General features: G+C 65.4%; 14 protein-coding genes. 3 read left to right on the forward strand and 11 right to left on the reverse strand.

The window, feature by feature from the left end; all coding sequences use genetic code 11:
* Nucleotides 1-11: 11 nt before the first annotated feature.
* The 7 genes from ACFO5X_RS23015 to ACFO5X_RS23045 form a co-directional block, all read right to left on the reverse strand.
* Nucleotides 12-419 (reverse strand): hypothetical protein, encoded by a 408-nt coding sequence (locus ACFO5X_RS23015; RefSeq protein WP_380721976.1) that lies wholly within the window; start codon nt 417-419, stop codon nt 12-14.
* 123 nt (nt 420-542) lie between these two features.
* Complete coding sequence (gene xsc, locus ACFO5X_RS23020) at nt 543-2,315, reverse strand: sulfoacetaldehyde acetyltransferase (RefSeq protein ID WP_380721978.1); 1,773 nt, start codon at nt 2,313-2,315, stop codon at nt 543-545.
* A gap of 111 nt (nt 2,316-2,426) precedes the next feature.
* A complete protein-coding gene (gene pdxR, locus ACFO5X_RS23025) occupies nt 2,427-3,893 on the reverse strand; it encodes a MocR-like pyridoxine biosynthesis transcription factor PdxR (protein ID WP_380721979.1) in 1,467 nt (488 codons plus the stop codon).
* Between the two features lie 55 nt (nt 3,894-3,948).
* Complete coding sequence (locus ACFO5X_RS23030; protein ID WP_380721981.1) at nt 3,949-4,902, reverse strand: class I SAM-dependent methyltransferase; 954 nt, start codon at nt 4,900-4,902, stop codon at nt 3,949-3,951.
* A 161-nt stretch (nt 4,903-5,063) separates the two neighbouring features.
* Nucleotides 5,064-5,774: a hypothetical protein gene (locus ACFO5X_RS23035; RefSeq protein WP_380721983.1), complete on the reverse strand. Its 711-nt coding sequence runs from the start codon at nt 5,772-5,774 to the stop codon at nt 5,064-5,066.
* 39 nt (nt 5,775-5,813) lie between these two features.
* The gene (locus ACFO5X_RS23040) at nt 5,814-6,713 is read right to left on the reverse strand and encodes a DUF262 domain-containing protein (RefSeq protein ID WP_380721985.1); all 900 of its coding nucleotides are present in this window, start codon (nt 6,711-6,713) and stop codon (nt 5,814-5,816) included.
* Nucleotides 6,714-7,033: 320 nt separating this feature from the next.
* The gene (locus tag ACFO5X_RS23045; RefSeq protein ID WP_380721987.1) at nt 7,034-8,425 is read right to left on the reverse strand and encodes an aminotransferase family protein; all 1,392 of its coding nucleotides are present in this window, start codon (nt 8,423-8,425) and stop codon (nt 7,034-7,036) included.
* A gap of 418 nt (nt 8,426-8,843) precedes the next feature.
* Between ACFO5X_RS23045 and ACFO5X_RS23050 the strand changes: the two genes are divergently transcribed.
* The 3 genes from ACFO5X_RS23050 (at nt 8,844) to ACFO5X_RS23060 (ending at nt 12,107) form a co-directional block, all read left to right on the forward strand.
* Nucleotides 8,844-9,839 carry a taurine ABC transporter substrate-binding protein gene (locus ACFO5X_RS23050; RefSeq protein WP_380721989.1) on the forward strand — a complete coding sequence of 332 codons (996 nt, stop codon included), beginning with the start codon at nt 8,844-8,846 and terminating at the stop codon, nt 9,837-9,839.
* A 125-nt stretch (nt 9,840-9,964) separates the two neighbouring features.
* Complete coding sequence (locus ACFO5X_RS23055) at nt 9,965-10,771, forward strand: taurine ABC transporter ATP-binding protein (RefSeq protein ID WP_380721991.1); 807 nt, start codon at nt 9,965-9,967, stop codon at nt 10,769-10,771.
* 4 nt (nt 10,772-10,775) lie between these two features.
* Nucleotides 10,776-12,107 carry an ABC transporter permease gene (locus ACFO5X_RS23060; RefSeq protein ID WP_380721993.1) on the forward strand — a complete coding sequence of 444 codons (1,332 nt, stop codon included), beginning with the start codon at nt 10,776-10,778 and terminating at the stop codon, nt 12,105-12,107.
* A gap of 106 nt (nt 12,108-12,213) precedes the next feature.
* On the opposite strand, the gene ACFO5X_RS23065 is transcribed toward ACFO5X_RS23060, so the two are convergent.
* From ACFO5X_RS23065 to glpD, 4 genes are all read right to left on the reverse strand, one after another.
* Complete coding sequence (locus ACFO5X_RS23065; RefSeq protein ID WP_380721995.1) at nt 12,214-12,969, reverse strand: LamB/YcsF family protein; 756 nt, start codon at nt 12,967-12,969, stop codon at nt 12,214-12,216.
* Nucleotides 12,966-13,994 carry a 5-oxoprolinase subunit C family protein gene (locus tag ACFO5X_RS23070; protein ID WP_380721997.1) on the reverse strand — a complete coding sequence of 343 codons (1,029 nt, stop codon included), beginning with the start codon at nt 13,992-13,994 and terminating at the stop codon, nt 12,966-12,968. Before ACFO5X_RS23070 ends, ACFO5X_RS23065 begins: the two co-directional genes overlap by 4 nt.
* A 37-nt stretch (nt 13,995-14,031) precedes the next feature.
* Nucleotides 14,032-14,775 (reverse strand): 5-oxoprolinase subunit B family protein, encoded by a 744-nt coding sequence (locus ACFO5X_RS23075; protein ID WP_380721999.1) that lies wholly within the window; start codon nt 14,773-14,775, stop codon nt 14,032-14,034.
* Between the two features lie 105 nt (nt 14,776-14,880).
* Nucleotides 14,881-16,461, reverse strand: coding sequence for a glycerol-3-phosphate dehydrogenase (glpD, locus tag ACFO5X_RS23080; RefSeq protein ID WP_380722001.1), 1,581 nt, complete (start codon nt 16,459-16,461; stop codon nt 14,881-14,883).
* Nucleotides 16,462-16,468: the final 7 nt, after the last annotated feature.

The raw sequence follows: 16,468 nt of genomic DNA on the forward strand, positions 1-16,468 counted from the left end.
GGCGGGGCTGATTATTCGGCCTTCTTCGCCTCTTGCTTGGCCGCCGCCGGATCCTCTTTCTGGATCACGATGGGCGGCTTGCAGCCCTTGGCGTTGTGACGCGTTGCAAGACCTTCGCTGCGCGACAGCAGCGCGCTGGCCTCTTCCTTGGCCGCGCCCTTGAGGTTCATGAAGAAGAGCGCCGGAAAGAACAGGATGGCCCCCGTTGCGACGGCGGCGGCATTGTTGTCGCTGACCTTCTTCTGATCGTTGACCAGCCGAGAGATCTCCTGCGCGTTGATCTCGACCTCCTGCCGCAGCTGACTGCACGACAGCTGCGCGTCGCCGGGCTGGATAAGCTGGACAGGATTGGCCTCGCGCCCCGCGCAGGCGGACAGGGCCAGGCTGGCCGCGGTCATGGCCAGTGTCATTCTCTTCATTGGGGTGTTCCGTATTGCTCCGTTGCGCCGGAATGACTAGCATCTGACGCCATATAGCGCCACTTTGGCGGAGCATGTTCGCTCCGCCCTGTGGCCCGTTTGCTACGGCGCCCCGGCGCAAGGTCAGACCACCTGTTCGCGCATGTCCGCGGCGTCGATGCCCGCCACCTCGACCGGCTTCTTCATCGCGTCGCGGCGGAAGGGCTCGCCCAGCTCCTGGTTGATCATCGCCTCGATCAGCGTGGTCTTCCCGGCCTTCTGGTCGGCAATCGCCTTGTTCAGCGCCGCCGTCAGCTCTTCCATGGTGCGCGTCTGCACGCCCTGCAGGCCGCAGGCCTGGGCGATCCCCGCATAGCTCACGTCCTCGTCCAGTTCGGTCCCGACGAAGTTGTCGTCGAACCACAGGGTCGAGTTCCGCTTTTCCGCGCCCCACTGATAGTTGCGGAAGACCACCATGGTGATCGCCGGCCATTCCTTGCGGCCGATCGCGGTCAGCTCGTTGCAGGCGATGCCGAACGCCCCGTCGCCGGCAAAGCCGACCACCGGCACGTCCGGGCAGCCGATCTTGGCGCCGACAATCGCCGGAAGGCCATAGCCGCAGGGCCCGAACAGACCCGGCGCCAGATACTTCCGGCTGTCCTCGAAGCTCGGGTAGGCGTTGCCGATGGCGCAGTTGTTGCCGATGTCGGACGAGATGATCGCATCCTTCGGCAGCGCCGACTGGATCGCCCGCCAGGCCATCCGCGGGCTCATCCAGTCCGGCTTGGCGCCGCGCGCGCGCTCGTTCCAGGTCGTGCCCGGATCGTCGTCCTCGTGATCCATGCCCGACAGCTGCTGCGCCCAGGCCGACTTGGTCTGCGCGATCTTCGCCATCCGCTCGTCGCGGCCCGCGTCGCCCGCGCCATCCGACAGCCGCTCAAGGATGCCCTCGGCCACCAGCTTGGCATCGCCCACGATGCCGACGCTGACCTTCTTGGTCAGGCCGATCCGGTCGGGGTTGATGTCCACCTGAATGATCTTCGCCTGCTTCGGCCAGTAGTCGATGCCATAGCCCGGCAGGGTCGAGAAGGGGTTCAGCCGGGTGCCAAGGCACAGCACCACGTCCGCCTGCGAAATCAGCTCCATTCCCGCCTTCGAGCCGTTATAGCCCAGAGGCCCGGCAAACAGCGGGTGCGAGCCCGGGAAGGCGTCATTGTGCTGGTAGCCCACGCAGACCGGGGCGGAGAGCCGTTCGGCCAGCGCCATCGAGGCCGGGATCGCCTTGCCCAGCACCACGCCGGCACCGTTCAGGATCACCGGGAACTTGGCTTCGGACAGCAGCTTGGCCGCCTGGTCCAGCGCGCCCTCGCCACCGGCGGGACGCTCGAACTCCACGATCTCGGGCAGCTCGATGTCGACAACTTGCGTGAAGAAATCGCGCGGCACGTTGATCTGCGCCGGGGCGCTCGCCCGCTTGGCCTTCAGGATCACCCGGTTCAGCACTTCGGCCATACGCGACGGATCGCGCACCTCTTCCTGATAGGCGACCATGTCCTCGAACAGCTTCATCTGCTCGACTTCCTGGAAGCCACCCTGGCCGATGGTCTTGTTGGCCGCCTGCGGCGTCACCAGCAGCAGCGGCGTGTGGTTCCAATAGGCGGTCTTCACGGCGGTGACGAAGTTGGTGATGCCCGGGCCGTTCTGCGCGATCATCATGCTCATCTTGCCGGTCGCGCGGGTATAGCCGTCGGCCATCATCCCGGCGCTGCCCTCATGCGCGCAGTCCCAGAAGGTGATGCCCGCCTTGGGGAACAGATCCGACACCGGCATCATCGCCGATCCGATGATCCCGAAGGCATGTTGGATACCGTGGCGTTGCAGCACCTTCACGAAGGCTTCTTCGGTGGTCATCTTCATTGTGCGATCTCCCAGAAATACGATCCCTGCGGCAGCCCGACGGCGCCGGCGCGGTTCCTTCTTCTCTAGGCGCTCGGCCCGGCGGCAGATAGGGCCAGACGCTGCGCTGGCTTAAGTCCAGTAGCCGCTCAGCGCCGCCGCGATCTGCGCCACACCCGCGTCAATCGACTTGCGCGGGATCGAGGAATAGCCCAGCCGGTAGAATTCCGTCGGCCGCTCCGGCCCGGCGAAGAACGGTGCGCCCGGCTCGATCAGTACGCTCTGCGTGCGCAGCCGCTCGGCCAGCGCGGTGGTATCCACGCCCGCCGGCGCCCGCATCCACAGCGACGAGCCGCCATAGGCCCCGCGCCCCGCCACTGTCAGCCCGTGGCGTGCCACCGATTCCTCCAGCGTGCGCCGCCGGTCGTGCAGCGCCTGACCCATCCGCCGGATCTGCGCGTCGTAGTGGCCGAGCGACAGGAAATAGGCGGCCGAGCGCTGCATATGCCCCGGCGGATGCCGCAGCACCTGCGCCCGCAGCGCCCGCGCTTCGCGGATGAAGGCCGCCGAGCCGACGAGATAGCCCAGCCGCAGCCCCGGAAACAGCGATTTGGAGAACGAGCCGACATAGATCACCCGCCCGTCCCGGTCCATGCTCTTGAGCGACGGCGACGGCGCTCCGAGAAACGACAGCTCGAACTCGTAGTCGTCCTCCACGATCAGCGCATTCAGCTCGCGCGCCCGATCCAGCAGCGCCCGCCGCCGCTCCATCGGCATCGTCGCCGTGGTGGGCGACTGGTGGCTTGGCGTGCAGAAGATCACATCGGTCCGGTCGGGGATCGCCTCGGGCGGCAAGCCGTTGGAATCGACCGAAATCGGCGTCACCGTGCAGCGCACCTGGCTCAGTAGGTCACGCAGCGCGTAATAGCAGGGATCCTCGATCGCCGCCTGCCGACGCGGGTTCAGCAGCACCTGCGCCGCCAGCCACAGCGCATTCTGCGCGCCCATGGTGATCAGAATCTCCGCCGGCCGCGCCGCGATCCCCCGCCGCGGCAGCGTGTGGCGCGCGATGAACTCGACCAGCAGCGGATCGTCCTGGTCGAAGTAATCCGCCGTCAGCGCCGAAAAGTCCTTCGCCCCCAGCGCCCGCATCCCGCAAAGCCGCCAGTTTGCATGATCGAACAGCGTCGGATCCGCCTGCCCGTAGATGAAGGGATAGCGATATCGCGCCCAGTCGCGCGGCTTGTTCAGCGTGTCCCCGCCCGAGAAGGTCTTCACCATCGCCCGCGCCCAGTCGACCCGGTCCTCGGGCGGCGCCGCGGGCTCGTAGACCGGCGGCACCGGCGCGTTTTCCGAGACGTAATACCCCGACCGCCCCCGCGACGTCAGATAGTCGTTCGCCAGCAGTTCCGTATAGGCCAGCGTCACCGTGATCCGGCTCACCCCCAGATGCGCCGCCAGCCGCCGCGACGACGGCAGCTTCTCCCCCCGGTGCAGCCGTCCCGACAGGATGCCCTGCGCGATCATCTGCTGGATCTGCGCCTGCAACGTGCCCTGGGCATCGGGTGCCAGAAAAAAGGTCTCGACAGAGATCGACATGCGCCCAGTCTAAATTGGACCTACGCGTGAAGCAATCTGGACTTAGGGCCGCAGCCTATCTGACCTTCTTCCAGATGTCGAAATCCGGGTCCACCGCCTCCAGCCCGGGGTGCAGCGTCAGGTCGAAGGGGAAGGGCGCCAGCAGATAGGCGCCCACCCGCATCGTCGCCACCACCTGCGCCTCCAGCTGCGCCTGCATCGCGTCGTCGCGGAACAGCCGGTAGGAAAAGATCACGTCATAAGGCGCGTAGTCGAAGGCCAGCGCATCCGCCACGAACAGGCTGTCCTCCAGCCCGAAGGCGACCTGCCCGTTGCTCACCTGCAACCCGTTCAGATCGATCCCCGCCACCGACTCGATCAGCATCAGCTGCGACGCCTTCAGCAGCATCATGTTCCGCCCCGGCCCCGCGCCCGCCTCGAGAAACCGCACCGGGCGATAGCGCAGCCGCGGGTCGGCATATGCCGCATCCAGCGACAGGATCGTGTCCAGCCGCCCCAGCAGGTCGAGAAAGCGGTTCACGTCGAAGGGGATGTAGTCATAGGCCCCCTTCATCAGCACATAGTCCTCCGAGTCCGGGTCCGGCATCCCCGCCTCGCGCCGCCGCTGCTCGATCAGGCTGTGCAGCACCCGCGCCAGCGCCCCCTGCCGCCGGGTCATCACCTGCATCGTCTGATAGCGCGCCAGCTCCCGCTCGCGATACTGCTCCAGCGCCAGGTCATGCGCCCGCCCGTTGGCCTGCACCGCATCCCGCGCCGCCGCAAAGGCCGCCCGCGTCTGGTCGAGCGTCTTCTGCTGCAACGCCAGCCGCGCCGTCAGCGAACTCAGCGCCGAACGCGCCGTCGGGCTCCACTCCGCACTGTTCGCCTTGGCCAGCGCCACAACCCGCCCCCCCAGCGTGTCGAGCTTCTTCTGCTGCACCTCCAGATCCCCGATCGCCCCCGCCAAAGCCTCGAGCGCCGCCCCAAGCCGCACATCCGCCGAGAGGAAAGAGGGAAGCGAGTCGGTCATGGCAGGGCCTCAATGGGATCAAGCAATGAGGGCAGAGTGGGGGTTTTGGGGGCGGTTGGGAAGGGGATGTTGCGTCGGCGGGGCGTGCGGTGTGAAGCGAATGATTGTTTGCGGTCCAGAGCTGATCTGTGCTGACAGCGCACCGAACGGCAGGTTGAACACTAAGACGCTGTCGCGGATGAAAGCGTAGGATGAATTCGCTCGTTGATTTTTGTCCATAACTTCGCAGCACGGGCTTCCAAAAAGGTTCGGTAATCGTCTTCATCGATGCCCATGCCCTGCCTATCGATTAAGTGTGTCGCGAGCGTGGCGTCCATCACATGGTTTGTGGCTTGGAACTTTGGGATGTAGACCTTAGGTGGCTTCGCATTGATCTGACGTTTGTTCAGATCGGCTCCGATCAAGGTGATGTTCACGACCGAATTAGCATCTCCTACGCCGTTCGTGCGCAGGTGATCCTTCGGGAAGAAATGGTGGAAGTTCTTGGAGGAGGCAATCTTAAGATAGCTATTGTCCAGCAGGACCGTTCCGTCGTTGTGGAAGTTGCGGGGCTGCTCGAATGCAAGCAGGCAAAGGATCGCCTTGCAAAGAGAGTTTCCTGTCGCGAAATTCGTCCCGATCAGACCTTCTGTGCCGTCTATATTGACGGGAATGTCCCAAGTTCCTGAACCCCCGGCGATGATATCGTCAATCGCACGCTTATCCGCTGCGAGTTTCGATTCCACGGCTGATGAATAGCGAAAGCTGAGAGCCGAGCGCCAGAAGAATTGTCTCATACGCAGGTGATCGTCACCCGACGGCTCATGGCGTTTGATATAAAACCAGTAAGCGAAAGGAACAATTAATGAATCGTAAGGAAGCAGTGCAGACACGGGAATTCGATATGCGGTCCGAAAATGGTCCACGGCACTCTAAATAGCGCTAACCGCCTTTGGCCAAGTATCTATGACCTTCACCTTGTCCAGGCCGAGGATGGTAGCCCGCTTCGCTTCGCCGGCCAAGACAAGAGCCAGAAGTTGGAGGATAGTGGAGGGCGAGACCCCGTCGTAACCGACCTCTTCCAAATCGCTTTCGACCTTCTGCCATTCGACCTGCATGTCGAACTTCTTTTCTTCGTCGTAGGTCTTTGCGACCATAATCTCGAACAGCGTGAGGACCGAACCACCAGTGTTGATGCGTGTGAAAACCTCAATCGCGCTGTCAATGTCTTCGCGCGTAAGTGTGACCAGGCTAAAGTCATACGTTGCAAAAGCCTGTTTAAATTTGTCGGCGATGTCGAGGTCGTCATCGGTCAATCCAAGATTGGCGACAAGCCGCTTTTCGACCTGACGGTTCAGTGACAGTACATCTTTCAGAGATACGCACTTGTGCGGATCATCTGGCAACGCGTGAACCACGATCTGGGCGTCATCCGGCAGTGTCGGGTCGAGGTTAACGTAAATCTCAACGAAGTCGGTCACCTTCTTTGACCCAGCCCGCGGTATCTGCGCGCCTCGGTATGCAGCGAACAACGAGGTCATTCGCTGCTGCCCGTCGAGGACGTATTCGACTTGCCGGTCATCAGGCGTGGCAGGTAGGGAAATATTGCCCACGTCCTTCACATCCGCCATACGCTGATTGGTCTTCCATAGGATAAAGGTGCCGATTGGGTAGCCTTTAACAATGCTATCCAAGAGGGCTGCGGTCTTCTCAATCGGCCACACAAACTCGCGTTGAAATTTCGGAATCTTGATGACGCCCTTCTCGATGTCAGCAATAAGATCCTGATACTTGCGGCTGTCGGGCTTCGGCTGCGGGCGCAGTGTTGTCATCAATATGATCCCTTAGAAACTGAATATTGCAGATACCGTAGCATGGCTTTCGCCACCGCCGCGACCTTCAAATCGGCCGCATTGGATCCCTTGGTTCGAAACGCAGCGAACTTCCGGAAGCCTCCACCACCCCCCCCCAACAAAAAAGCCGGGGCACCCCCCGGCTTCTCTCCTTCCCAAATCCCTCCGAAAGGGCGCCACTCACCCTCTCCGCCAGGCTCTCCCGAATGCCCCCCAAAAAGGTCACTCGACGAAAACCCTGCGAAATCAGGGACTTGACCCCCCGTCCCAGCTGGGACGCCTGACTCGGCCCTCGAAAATCAGCCGAAGACCTTGGTCAGCGCCTTGTCCACGGCCCCGGTGATCTGGTCGATATCGTCCTTGGTCGAGATCAGCGCGGGCGAGAAGCAGAGGGTGTTGTTCTTGCCCGGGATCGAGCGGTTGGTCATGCCGATGATGACCCCCTGCGCCGAACAGTCGCCCACCACGGCGGCGACCATCTTCTCGGCCGCGGGCTGCCGGGTGTCGCGGTCGGCCACCAGTTCGGCCCCCAGGAACAGCCCCTTGCCCCGCACCTCTCCGATCACCTTGTGCTTGTCCATCAGCGCGTTCAGGTTGTCCATCATGCGTTCGCCCATGGCGGTGGTATTCTCGAGCAGGTTCTCCTCCTCGATGATCGCCAGGTTCTCCAGCGCCGCCGCCGGCCCGGCGGTGCAGCCGCCAAAGGTCGAGATGTCGCGGAAATAGTTCAGCGGATCCTCGGCATTGTCCTTGAACGGATCGAAGACATCCTCGGTCGTCACCAGGCAGGCGATGGCCGCATAGCCCGAGGCGACGCCCTTGGCCATCGTCACCATGTCCGGCTTGATCCCGTAATGCTGATAGCCGAACCAGGTGCCGGTCCGCCCGACGCCGCAGACCACCTCGTCGATATGGATCAGCACGCCGTATTTCGCGCAGATCTCCTGCACCCGCTCCCAATAGCCATCGGGCGGGGTGATGACGCCGCCGCCGGCGGTGACCGGTTCGAGGCAGATCGAGCCCACGGTGTCCGGCCCCTCGGCCAGGATCACCTTCTCGATCTGGTCGGCGGCCCAGACGCCGTAATTCTCCTTCGGTGCGCCGTCCTGTTCGAAGGCGCGGTATTCCAGGCAGTGCGGCACCCGCACGAAGCCCGGCGCGAAAGGTCCATATTGCGCGTTGCGCTCGTCCTGACCGCCGGCCGACAGCGCGCCGATGGTGGTGCCGTGATAGTCACGCTCGCGGTAGAGCACCTTGTATTTCTTGCCGCCGAATTTCTTGTGCGCGAGTTGGCGCACCATCTTGAAGGCCTTCTCGTTGGCCTCGGATCCGGAGTTCGTGTAATAGACCCGCTTCATGCCCGGCATCTTCTCGATCAGCTTTTCCGAGAAGAGCGCGCCCGGGATCGAGCCCGCGGAGCCGGCGAAATAGTTCAGCTTGATCAGCTGGTCGCGCACCGCATTGGCGATCCGCTCGCGGCCGTATCCGACGTTGACAGTCCAGACCCCGCCCGAGACGGCATCGAGGAATTCACGCCCGTGCTGGTCCCAGACGCGCATCCCCTTGCCCTCGACAATGATGCGCGGGTCCGAGGTCTCGTAGGGCTTGTGCTGGCTCAGGTGGTGCCAGACGTGGGCCTTGTCGGCCTCGACCACATGACTGATGTCGTTTTCGCTGAATGTGCCGTGCATGAGGCGGGCCTTTCGGAAGAAGGGGAACAGGAGATACCATACCCTTCGCCCTCGGCGGGTCCAGGGCGGGCTGCCACATTTATCAATGCCAGAAATCTGGACGGGTTATAGGGCCAGATGTTGTGCTCCAGTATGTCCAAATTCCGGCCAGCGGAGTGCCGCAAGGTCAGGCGCTACAACGCAATTCCTTGAATCCCCGTCATAATCCATCGTGGCAGGAGAGCGATAGAGCGCCCGTGGATCGGAAATTTCCAGCCCCGGCGCGCAGAAAAATGATTGATCGGCCAATCGATTTCAGGTCGGATCGGATGTGACAGCCGGGCCGGAATTTCTCTGGCCGCCTGACACTCTGAAGCGGCGCGAGACCGCAGGGGAATTCAGACGTTCCGCACGCGCGGACAAAAGGGAGACGATCGACATGACAGTGAAGCAGAAACTCATGGGCGCCGTGGCTGCGGCCGCGATGATCGCGGGCGCCGCTCCGGCGATGGCCGATATCACGGTGGGCTATTTCCTCGAATGGCCGATGCCCTTCGAATACGCCAAGGTGATGGGCACCTATGACGAGGCGCTCGGCACCAAGGTGAATTGGGTCAGCTTCGACACCGGCACCGCCATGAGCGCCGCAATGGCGAGCGGCGACGTGCAGATCAGCGTCAGCCAGGGCGTACCGCCCTTCGTGGTTGCGACCTCGGCGGGGCAGGACCTGCAGATCATCGACGTGGCCGTGTCCTATTCGGACAACGACAACTGCGTGGTGGCAAGCGGGCTGGAAATCGACAAGACCAGCGCCAAGGAACTGGCCGGCAAGAAGGTCTCGGTGCCCCTGGGCACCGCCGCGCATTACGGCTTCCTCAAGCAGATGAACCACTTCGGTGTCGACCTCGCCAGCCTCGAGATCGTCGACATGGCGCCGCCCGACGGCGCGGCGGCCTTCGCCCAGGGCGCGGTCGACATGTTCTGCGGCTGGGGCGGGGCGCTGCGCCGTGCCAAGGAACATGGCAACGTGCTGCTGACCGGCGCCGAGAAGGAAGACCTGGGCATTCTCGTCTTCGACGTGACCAGCGCTCCGGCGGCCTTCGTGGCCGAGAACGGCGATCTGGTGGCCAAGTTCCTCAAGGTGACGGCCGATGCCAACGCCATGTGGGCCGACGAAAGCAAGCGCGCCGAGATGCTGCCGGTGATCGCCAAGGACGCAGGCATGGACGACAAGGCGGCGGAAGAGACGCTGGCCGGCTTCATCTTCCCGACCGTGGACGACCAGCTGGGCGCCAAATGGCTCGGCGGCGGGGCGCAGGAGTTCATGAAGGGCGTGGCCGATGTCTTCGTCTCGGCCGGCTCGATCCCCGAGGCCAAGCCGAGCTATGAAGGCAACGTGAACCTCGGGCCGCTGAAGGCCGCGCAGGGCATGTAAGCAAGATCGCCGGGCGGGCACGGCCCGTCCGGCCCCATCGGGCGGTCCAAAAGTCTCTGCGAGACTTTTGGCAAAACTTTTTGAAAAGTTTTGCGCCGCGCGAATTTCCCCCCGGAGACGGAACGATGAGCGGACTCGCGATCGAAAACATTTCCATGCGCTTCGACCTGCCGGGCGGCGCATCGGTGCAGGCGTTGAAGGACGTTTCGCTCTCGCTCGCGGAAGGCGAACTGCTGAGCGTTCTGGGCCCCTCGGGCTGCGGCAAGACGACCCTGCTGAACATCGTTGCCGGTTTCCTGGCGCCGACCTCGGGGCGGATCGTGCTGAACGGGCACGAGGTCAAGGGACCGGCGGCGGAACGCGGCATGGTGTTCCAGCAGGGCGCGCTGTTCGAGTGGATGAACGTGCGCGAGAATGTCGGCTTCGGCCCCTCGATGAAAGGGATGCCGGCGGGCGAGAAAAAGCAGATCGTCGATCATCTGCTGGATGTCGTCGGGTTGAAGGATTTCAAGGAAAAGGCGGTCTACGAGCTGTCGGGCGGGATGCAGCAGCGCGTGGCGCTGGCCCGCTGCCTGGCCAACGATCCCGACGTGATCCTGATGGACGAACCGCTGGGCGCGCTGGACGCGCTGACGCGCGAGAAGATGCAAAGCCTGGTGCTGAAGCTCTGGAAAGAGACCGGAAAGACCATCATCCTGATCACCCACTCGGTCGAGGAGGCGCTGCTTCTGGGCGAGCGGCTGCTGGTGATGGCGCCGCGCCCCGGACGCATCCACAAGGAATATCGCCTGCCCTTTGCCGAGCTTGGCGTCGGCAAGGACCTGCGGCAGGTCAAGAAACACCCCGAGTTCGCGGCCCGCCGCGAGGAGATCCTGAGCATGATCTGGGACATGGAAGAAGAGATCATGGGCCAGCCGGGCGCGGAGGAGTGAGACGATGATTATCAGCGATCTCGGCCACGAACTGGCGCAACTGGGTCTGGGACTGCTGCGCGCCGCACCGTTCCTGATCGGATATGTCGTGCTGATACTGCTGCTGGCGCTGGTCTGGCGGCTGGTCAAACGCATGCTCACGCCGCGGCACGATTTCACCTCGCTCAAGACCGTGACCTTCGGCGACGAAAGCGCGGTGGTCTCGAACACCGTCGCCTCGGTGATCTCGGTGGTCGCCGTCTTCGTGCTCTGGGGCGCGTTCACCGGCTCGGCCCTCCTGCCGAAGTTCATGCACGCGCCGGGCCCCTTCATCGGCGAGGGCAGCTTCACCTATACCGCCGAGGCGCCGGACGGCACCCGCGACGACGCGCGGGTCGACGTGATCGTCTTCGGCAAGGATGGCGTGATCCAGCCGGCCGAGGTGCCGCCCGGTGACGGCTTTGCCAAGGACGATTCGCTTTCGCTGCAGGCCTATCGCAGCAAGCTCCTGGTCTGGGACGGCAATGACGAGGTGACCCGGAGCGATGGCGCGAAGATCGTCGCCATCGATGGCAAGCCGGTCAGCCCCGGCGGCGAGGTCGAAACCGCCATCGGCCGCGTGGCGCTGACCGACAAGGGCACGCTGAACGTGGTGCCCGCGCAGGGGATGCAGATGGAGGAAATCTGGCTGCCTGCGCCCGAGGCCGTGTGGAACCGGTTGATCACCATCTGGCGCGATGGCTATCAGAACGTGACCCTGGCCGAGCATCTGAGCTATTCACTGTTCCGCGTGATCGTCGGCTTCCTGCTGGGCGCCATCGTCGGCATCCCGCTCGGCTATGCCATGGGCCTCAGCGACTGGTTCCGCGGCTGGTTCGACCCGATCGTCGAGTTCATGCGGCCGGTGCCGCCGCTGGCCCTCATCCCTCTGGTGATTATCTGGGCGGGGATCGGTGAGCAGGGCAAGATCATCCTGCTGTTCCTCGCCGCGCTCTGGATCATGGCCATCGCGGCGCGCTCGGGCGTCAGCGGGGTGAAGATCTCGAAGGTCCACGCCGCCTATTCGCTGGGCGCGAGCAAGGTGCAGATCCTGCGCCACGTGATCATCCCGAACTCGCTGCCCGAGATCTTCACCGGCGCGCGGGTGGCGATGGGGGTCTGCTGGGGCACGGTCGTCGCGGCCGAACTGGTCGCGGCCGAGAAGGGCATCGGCAAGATGATCGTCGCGGCCGCCAAGTTCCAGTCGACCGACATCGTGATCATGGGGATCATCCTGATCGGCGTGATCGGCTTCGGCATCGACATGCTGATGCGCTGGGCCGAACGGATCCTGGTGCCCTGGAAGGGCAAGGGCTGACGCGGCGCGGCAAGATCCGCCCTGAACACCGGCGTCGCGCGGTGAACGCGCCTGCGGCGCGTGGCCTTCGGCGAGGATATTTGCAGCAAGAGGAAGCTGCAGGCGCTCAGAGCGGTTTCAAGGCATATCCCGCCGCTTCCAGCCGCGAGCGCAGCCCGCGCGCAATGTCCAGCGCCTCGGGGCCGTCGCCATGCAGGCAGATGGTGTCGATCCGCGTCGGAATCCGCTTGCCCGACACCGCGATGATCGCCTGTTCCTCCAGCATCTGCAGGATGCGCGTGGCGGCGGTCTCGGCGCCATGGATCATCGCACCGGGCAGCTTGCGGTCGACCAGCGTGGCGTCGTCGTTATAGGCGCGGTCCGAGAAGATCTCGCCCGCCCAGTTGCAGCCGAGGTCGCGCACCACCTGTTCCTGCGCAGTGGCGGCAAGCACCATGATCACGAGGTCCGGATCGACGCGCAGCGCGGCCTCGTAGCAGACCCGCGCCATCGCGGCATTCTCGGAGGACATGTTCGACAGCGCGCCGTGCAGCTTGAGGTGCCGCACACGACCGCCCGCCGCCCGCGCCATCGCCTGGGCGGCGCCCAGCTGATAGGTGACGAGATTGGCGAGTTCGGTGTCGCTCAGCGGAATGCGGCGGCGCCCGAACCCCTGTAGATCGGCGAACCCGGGATGCGCGCCGATGCCGACGCCGTTCTCGACCGCCAGTTTCATCGTCTTTGCCATCGTATCGGCGTCGCCCGCATGCCAGCCGCAGGCGATATTGGCCGAGGTGACGATCCTCAGCAGGGCGGCATCGTCGCCCATCGGCCAGGGGCCAAAGCTTTCGCCCATGTCGGCATTCAGGTCGATTGTCTTCATCGGTTGTCCTTTCGGTCAAGCTCGTCGCCCCGGGTCACGCCGCCGATCAGCTGATAGCCCAGAAGGTCGGGGATGTCGCGGGGGTCGCGGATCAGCGGCCGCACGCGTCGGCGCAGCGCGCGCAGGCGGTCGGCATCGGTCGTCCAGAGCGCGTCGGCGGCCTCGAGCGGGATCAGCGACAGCCGCAACGGCGCGCCCAGCGGCGCCTGCGCGATCTTCGCCACGTCCTCGGGGATCACCGTGCCGATCCGGGGATAGCCGCCGATGGTCTGGCACTCAGCCATCAGCACGAAAGGCGTCCCGTCACCGATCATCTGCACATCGCCGGTCAGGATGAAATCCGAGGCCAGCCCCTTGGCGGCATCGGCCGGGAAGGGCGCGCCCTCGTGGTCCAGCCGGATACCCTGCCGGTTGGCCTGACCGGAGCGGGTGAATTGGGTGGACTGGATGCGGTCGAGCGTCCGGTCGCTGAACAGCCCGGTCTGCGGCCCCGGCATCAGCCGCAGCGTGCCGCCGCTGAACCGCGGGTCCGCGTCCAGCGTCCGCCCCGCCGCCCCCGGATCGGGATCGTCGCCCAGCGTCAGCTTGTCCCCCGTGGCCAGCAGCCGGCCGACGCCGATGACCAGATGCGCCGCGCGGCTGCCCAGCCATTCCGCCTCGGCGATGCCGCCGGCCGGCGTCAGATAGCCATAGACCCCCGCCGTCGCCCCGCCGATGTCGAGCATCTGTCCCGGCTGCAGCAGCAGCGACGAGGGCCAGGGCACCGCCGCCCCGTCCAGCGTCGCCTTCATCGGCGCGCCGGTCAGCGCCACCCGCATCGGTGCATCGACCGAGAACCGTCCGCCCAGCGAGGCCATCTCGATGGCCGGAACAACCGCGGGCAGGTCCAGCAGGGCAGCCGCCTCGAACAGCGCCAGCCGGTCGGCGGCGCCGCCGGACGACAGGCCCTCGGCGACATGCCCGGGGCGGCCGAGGTCCTGGATGCTGAGCGCGGGCCCCGCGCGATGGAGCGTCAGCACGGCCATGCGGTGGCTCCATTTCCCCGACGTGCGAGACAGCCCCTCACGACAGCACCTCGCAGGTCGCGCCGCCGATGCCGTCTGCATCCTCGAGCGCCGCCATCTCACTGGCCGAGACCGGCACCAGCCGCAGCGCGTCGCCGGCGCGCAGCAGGAAGGGTTCGGCGCGGGACGGCAGAAAGGGGCGGAAGGCGGTGCGCCCGATCCGCCGCCAGCCGGTGGGGCTGTCGGCGGGAAAGATCACCAGTTGCCGCACCGCGGCCGCCACGGTTCCGGCGGGCACCTGCGGCGTCAGTTCCGCCTGCCGCGCGACGTCCCAATGGGCGGGCAGCAGGCCGAGATAGGGCAGCCCCGCGGTAAAGCCGATGGCCAGGACGCGCAGGTCGGCCTCTGTCGCCTCCTGCACGGCGCGGGTCTCGCTAAGGCCGGCAAGGCTGGCGAATTCGGCCAGCTGCGGCCCGGCCTCGCCGCCAAAGGTGGCCGGGACGTTCCAGCGCCGGGGCGGCGTGGGCAGCGGCGCGGCCAGCCAGTCGCGGGCGCGGGCGCGTCTGTCGAGCAGCTGCACCAGCGCCGGGCGGGCGATCGCGCCGGGATCGAACCGCACCAGAACCGAGGTGAGCGAGGGCACGATCTCCACCGCGCCGTCGGGAAGGTCGTCGCGCAGGTCGGCGGCAAACGCGATCACCGCGCCGGTTGCCGCGCCCGATGCGGTGCGCGAGAAGCGCACCAGCACCCCGTCCTGCCCAAGCGGCAGGAGTTCCGGCGTGGCGGTCTCGGTCGCAGTCATGCGGTCGGCTCCCTGTCAGTCCGCCCCACACTCGCCAGAACCGGCGGGTTTGTCGATGGGATCGGCGCGCAAAATCTGCGCCGGGCCATAAAGGGCAAGCGTCGCTCAGCCCGCCATATACGCCTCGATGCGCGCCACCGCATCGGCGCCCAGGTGCAGGCCCAGCTTGGTGCGCCGCCACAGCACGTCCTCGGCGGTGCGGGCCCATTCCTGGCGCATCAGCCAGTCGATCTCGGCGGCGGTGAGGGTCGCTCCGAAATCCTGCCCGAGGTCGCCCGCGTCTTTCGCATCGCCCAGCATCGCGCGCGCCTCGGTCCCGTAGGTCCGCACCAGCCGGCGCGCCCAGGCCGCGGTGAGGAAGGGATAGTCGCGCCGCAGCCCTTCGGCCAGCGCGGCCGCTCCATCGACCGGAAACGCGCCGCCGGGCAGGGAAGTGGACCCGGTCCAGGCCCCAGGCGCGCCCGGAAAGGAGGCGGGCAGCAGCCGCGCCATCGCCGCCTCGGCCAGCCGGCGATAGGTGGTGATCTTGCCGCCAAAAACATTGAGCAGCGGCGCGCCGTTTTCATCCAGGCTCAGCACATATTCCCGTGTCGCCGCCGTGGCCGAAGAGGCGCCGTCGTCATAGAGCGGCCGCACCCCGGAATAGGTCCAGACGATATCCTCGGGCCGGATGTCCGCCTTGAAATAGCCGTTGGCGAAGTTGCGCAGATAATCGGCCTCTTCCTTGGTGCAGACCGGTGGCACATCCGGGTCGGGGTGGTCGTTGTCGGTGGTACCGATCAGGGTGAAATCGTCCTCGTAGGGAATGGCGAAGATGATCCGCCCGTCGGTGCCCTGGAAGAAATAGCATTTGTCGTGATCGTAAAGCCGCCGCGTCACGATATGGCTGCCGCGCACCAGACGGATGCTCTCGCGCGAATTGATCTTCAGCGTGTGCTGGATCACGTCGGACACCCAGGGCCCGCCGGCATTGACCAGCGCGCGGGCCTGCACGGTTTCGGTGGCGCCGTCCGCGTGACGCAGGTGAATGCTCCAAAGCCCCGAGGTCCGCTCGGCCGAGACGACCCGCGTGCGCGGCATAATCCGCGCGCCGCGATTGGCGGCGTCGCGCGCGTTCAGCACGACAAGGCGGGAATCCTGCACCCAGCAGTCCGAATACTCAAAAGCCTTCACGAACCGGTCATCCAGCGGCGCGCCTTCCGCAGTGCCGGGCAGGCGGATCGAGCTTGCGCCCGGCAAAATCTCGCGCCCGCCCAGATTGTCGTACAGGAACAGCCCCAGCCGGATCAGCCAGGCGGGGCGGCGGCCCTTCATCCAGGGCATGAACAGCGTCATCAGCCGCGAGGTGGGCGTGTCGCTCTCGAACCGCATGTCGCTGGCATAGGGCAGCACAAAGCGCATCGGCCAGCTGATATGCGGCATCGCGCGCAACAGCACCTCGCGTTCGCGCAGCGCCTCGCGGACCAGACGGAACTCGAAGAACTCCAAATAGCGCAGGCCCCCGTGAAACAGCTTGGTCGAAGCCGACGAAGTGGCCGAGGCCAGGTCGTTCATCTCGGCCAGCGTGACGCTCAGCCCGCGCCCGGCGGCGTCGCGCGCGATGCCGCAGCCGTTGATGCCCCCGCCGATGATGAAGACATCGACGGGCTGGCCGTTCTGATCAGGCGCTGGTTCTGCCGCGTCCATCTGGCGT

The organism is Seohaeicola nanhaiensis (assembly GCF_042654245.1).
Taxonomy (GTDB): Bacteria; Pseudomonadota; Alphaproteobacteria; order Rhodobacterales; family Rhodobacteraceae; genus Seohaeicola_A; species Seohaeicola_A nanhaiensis.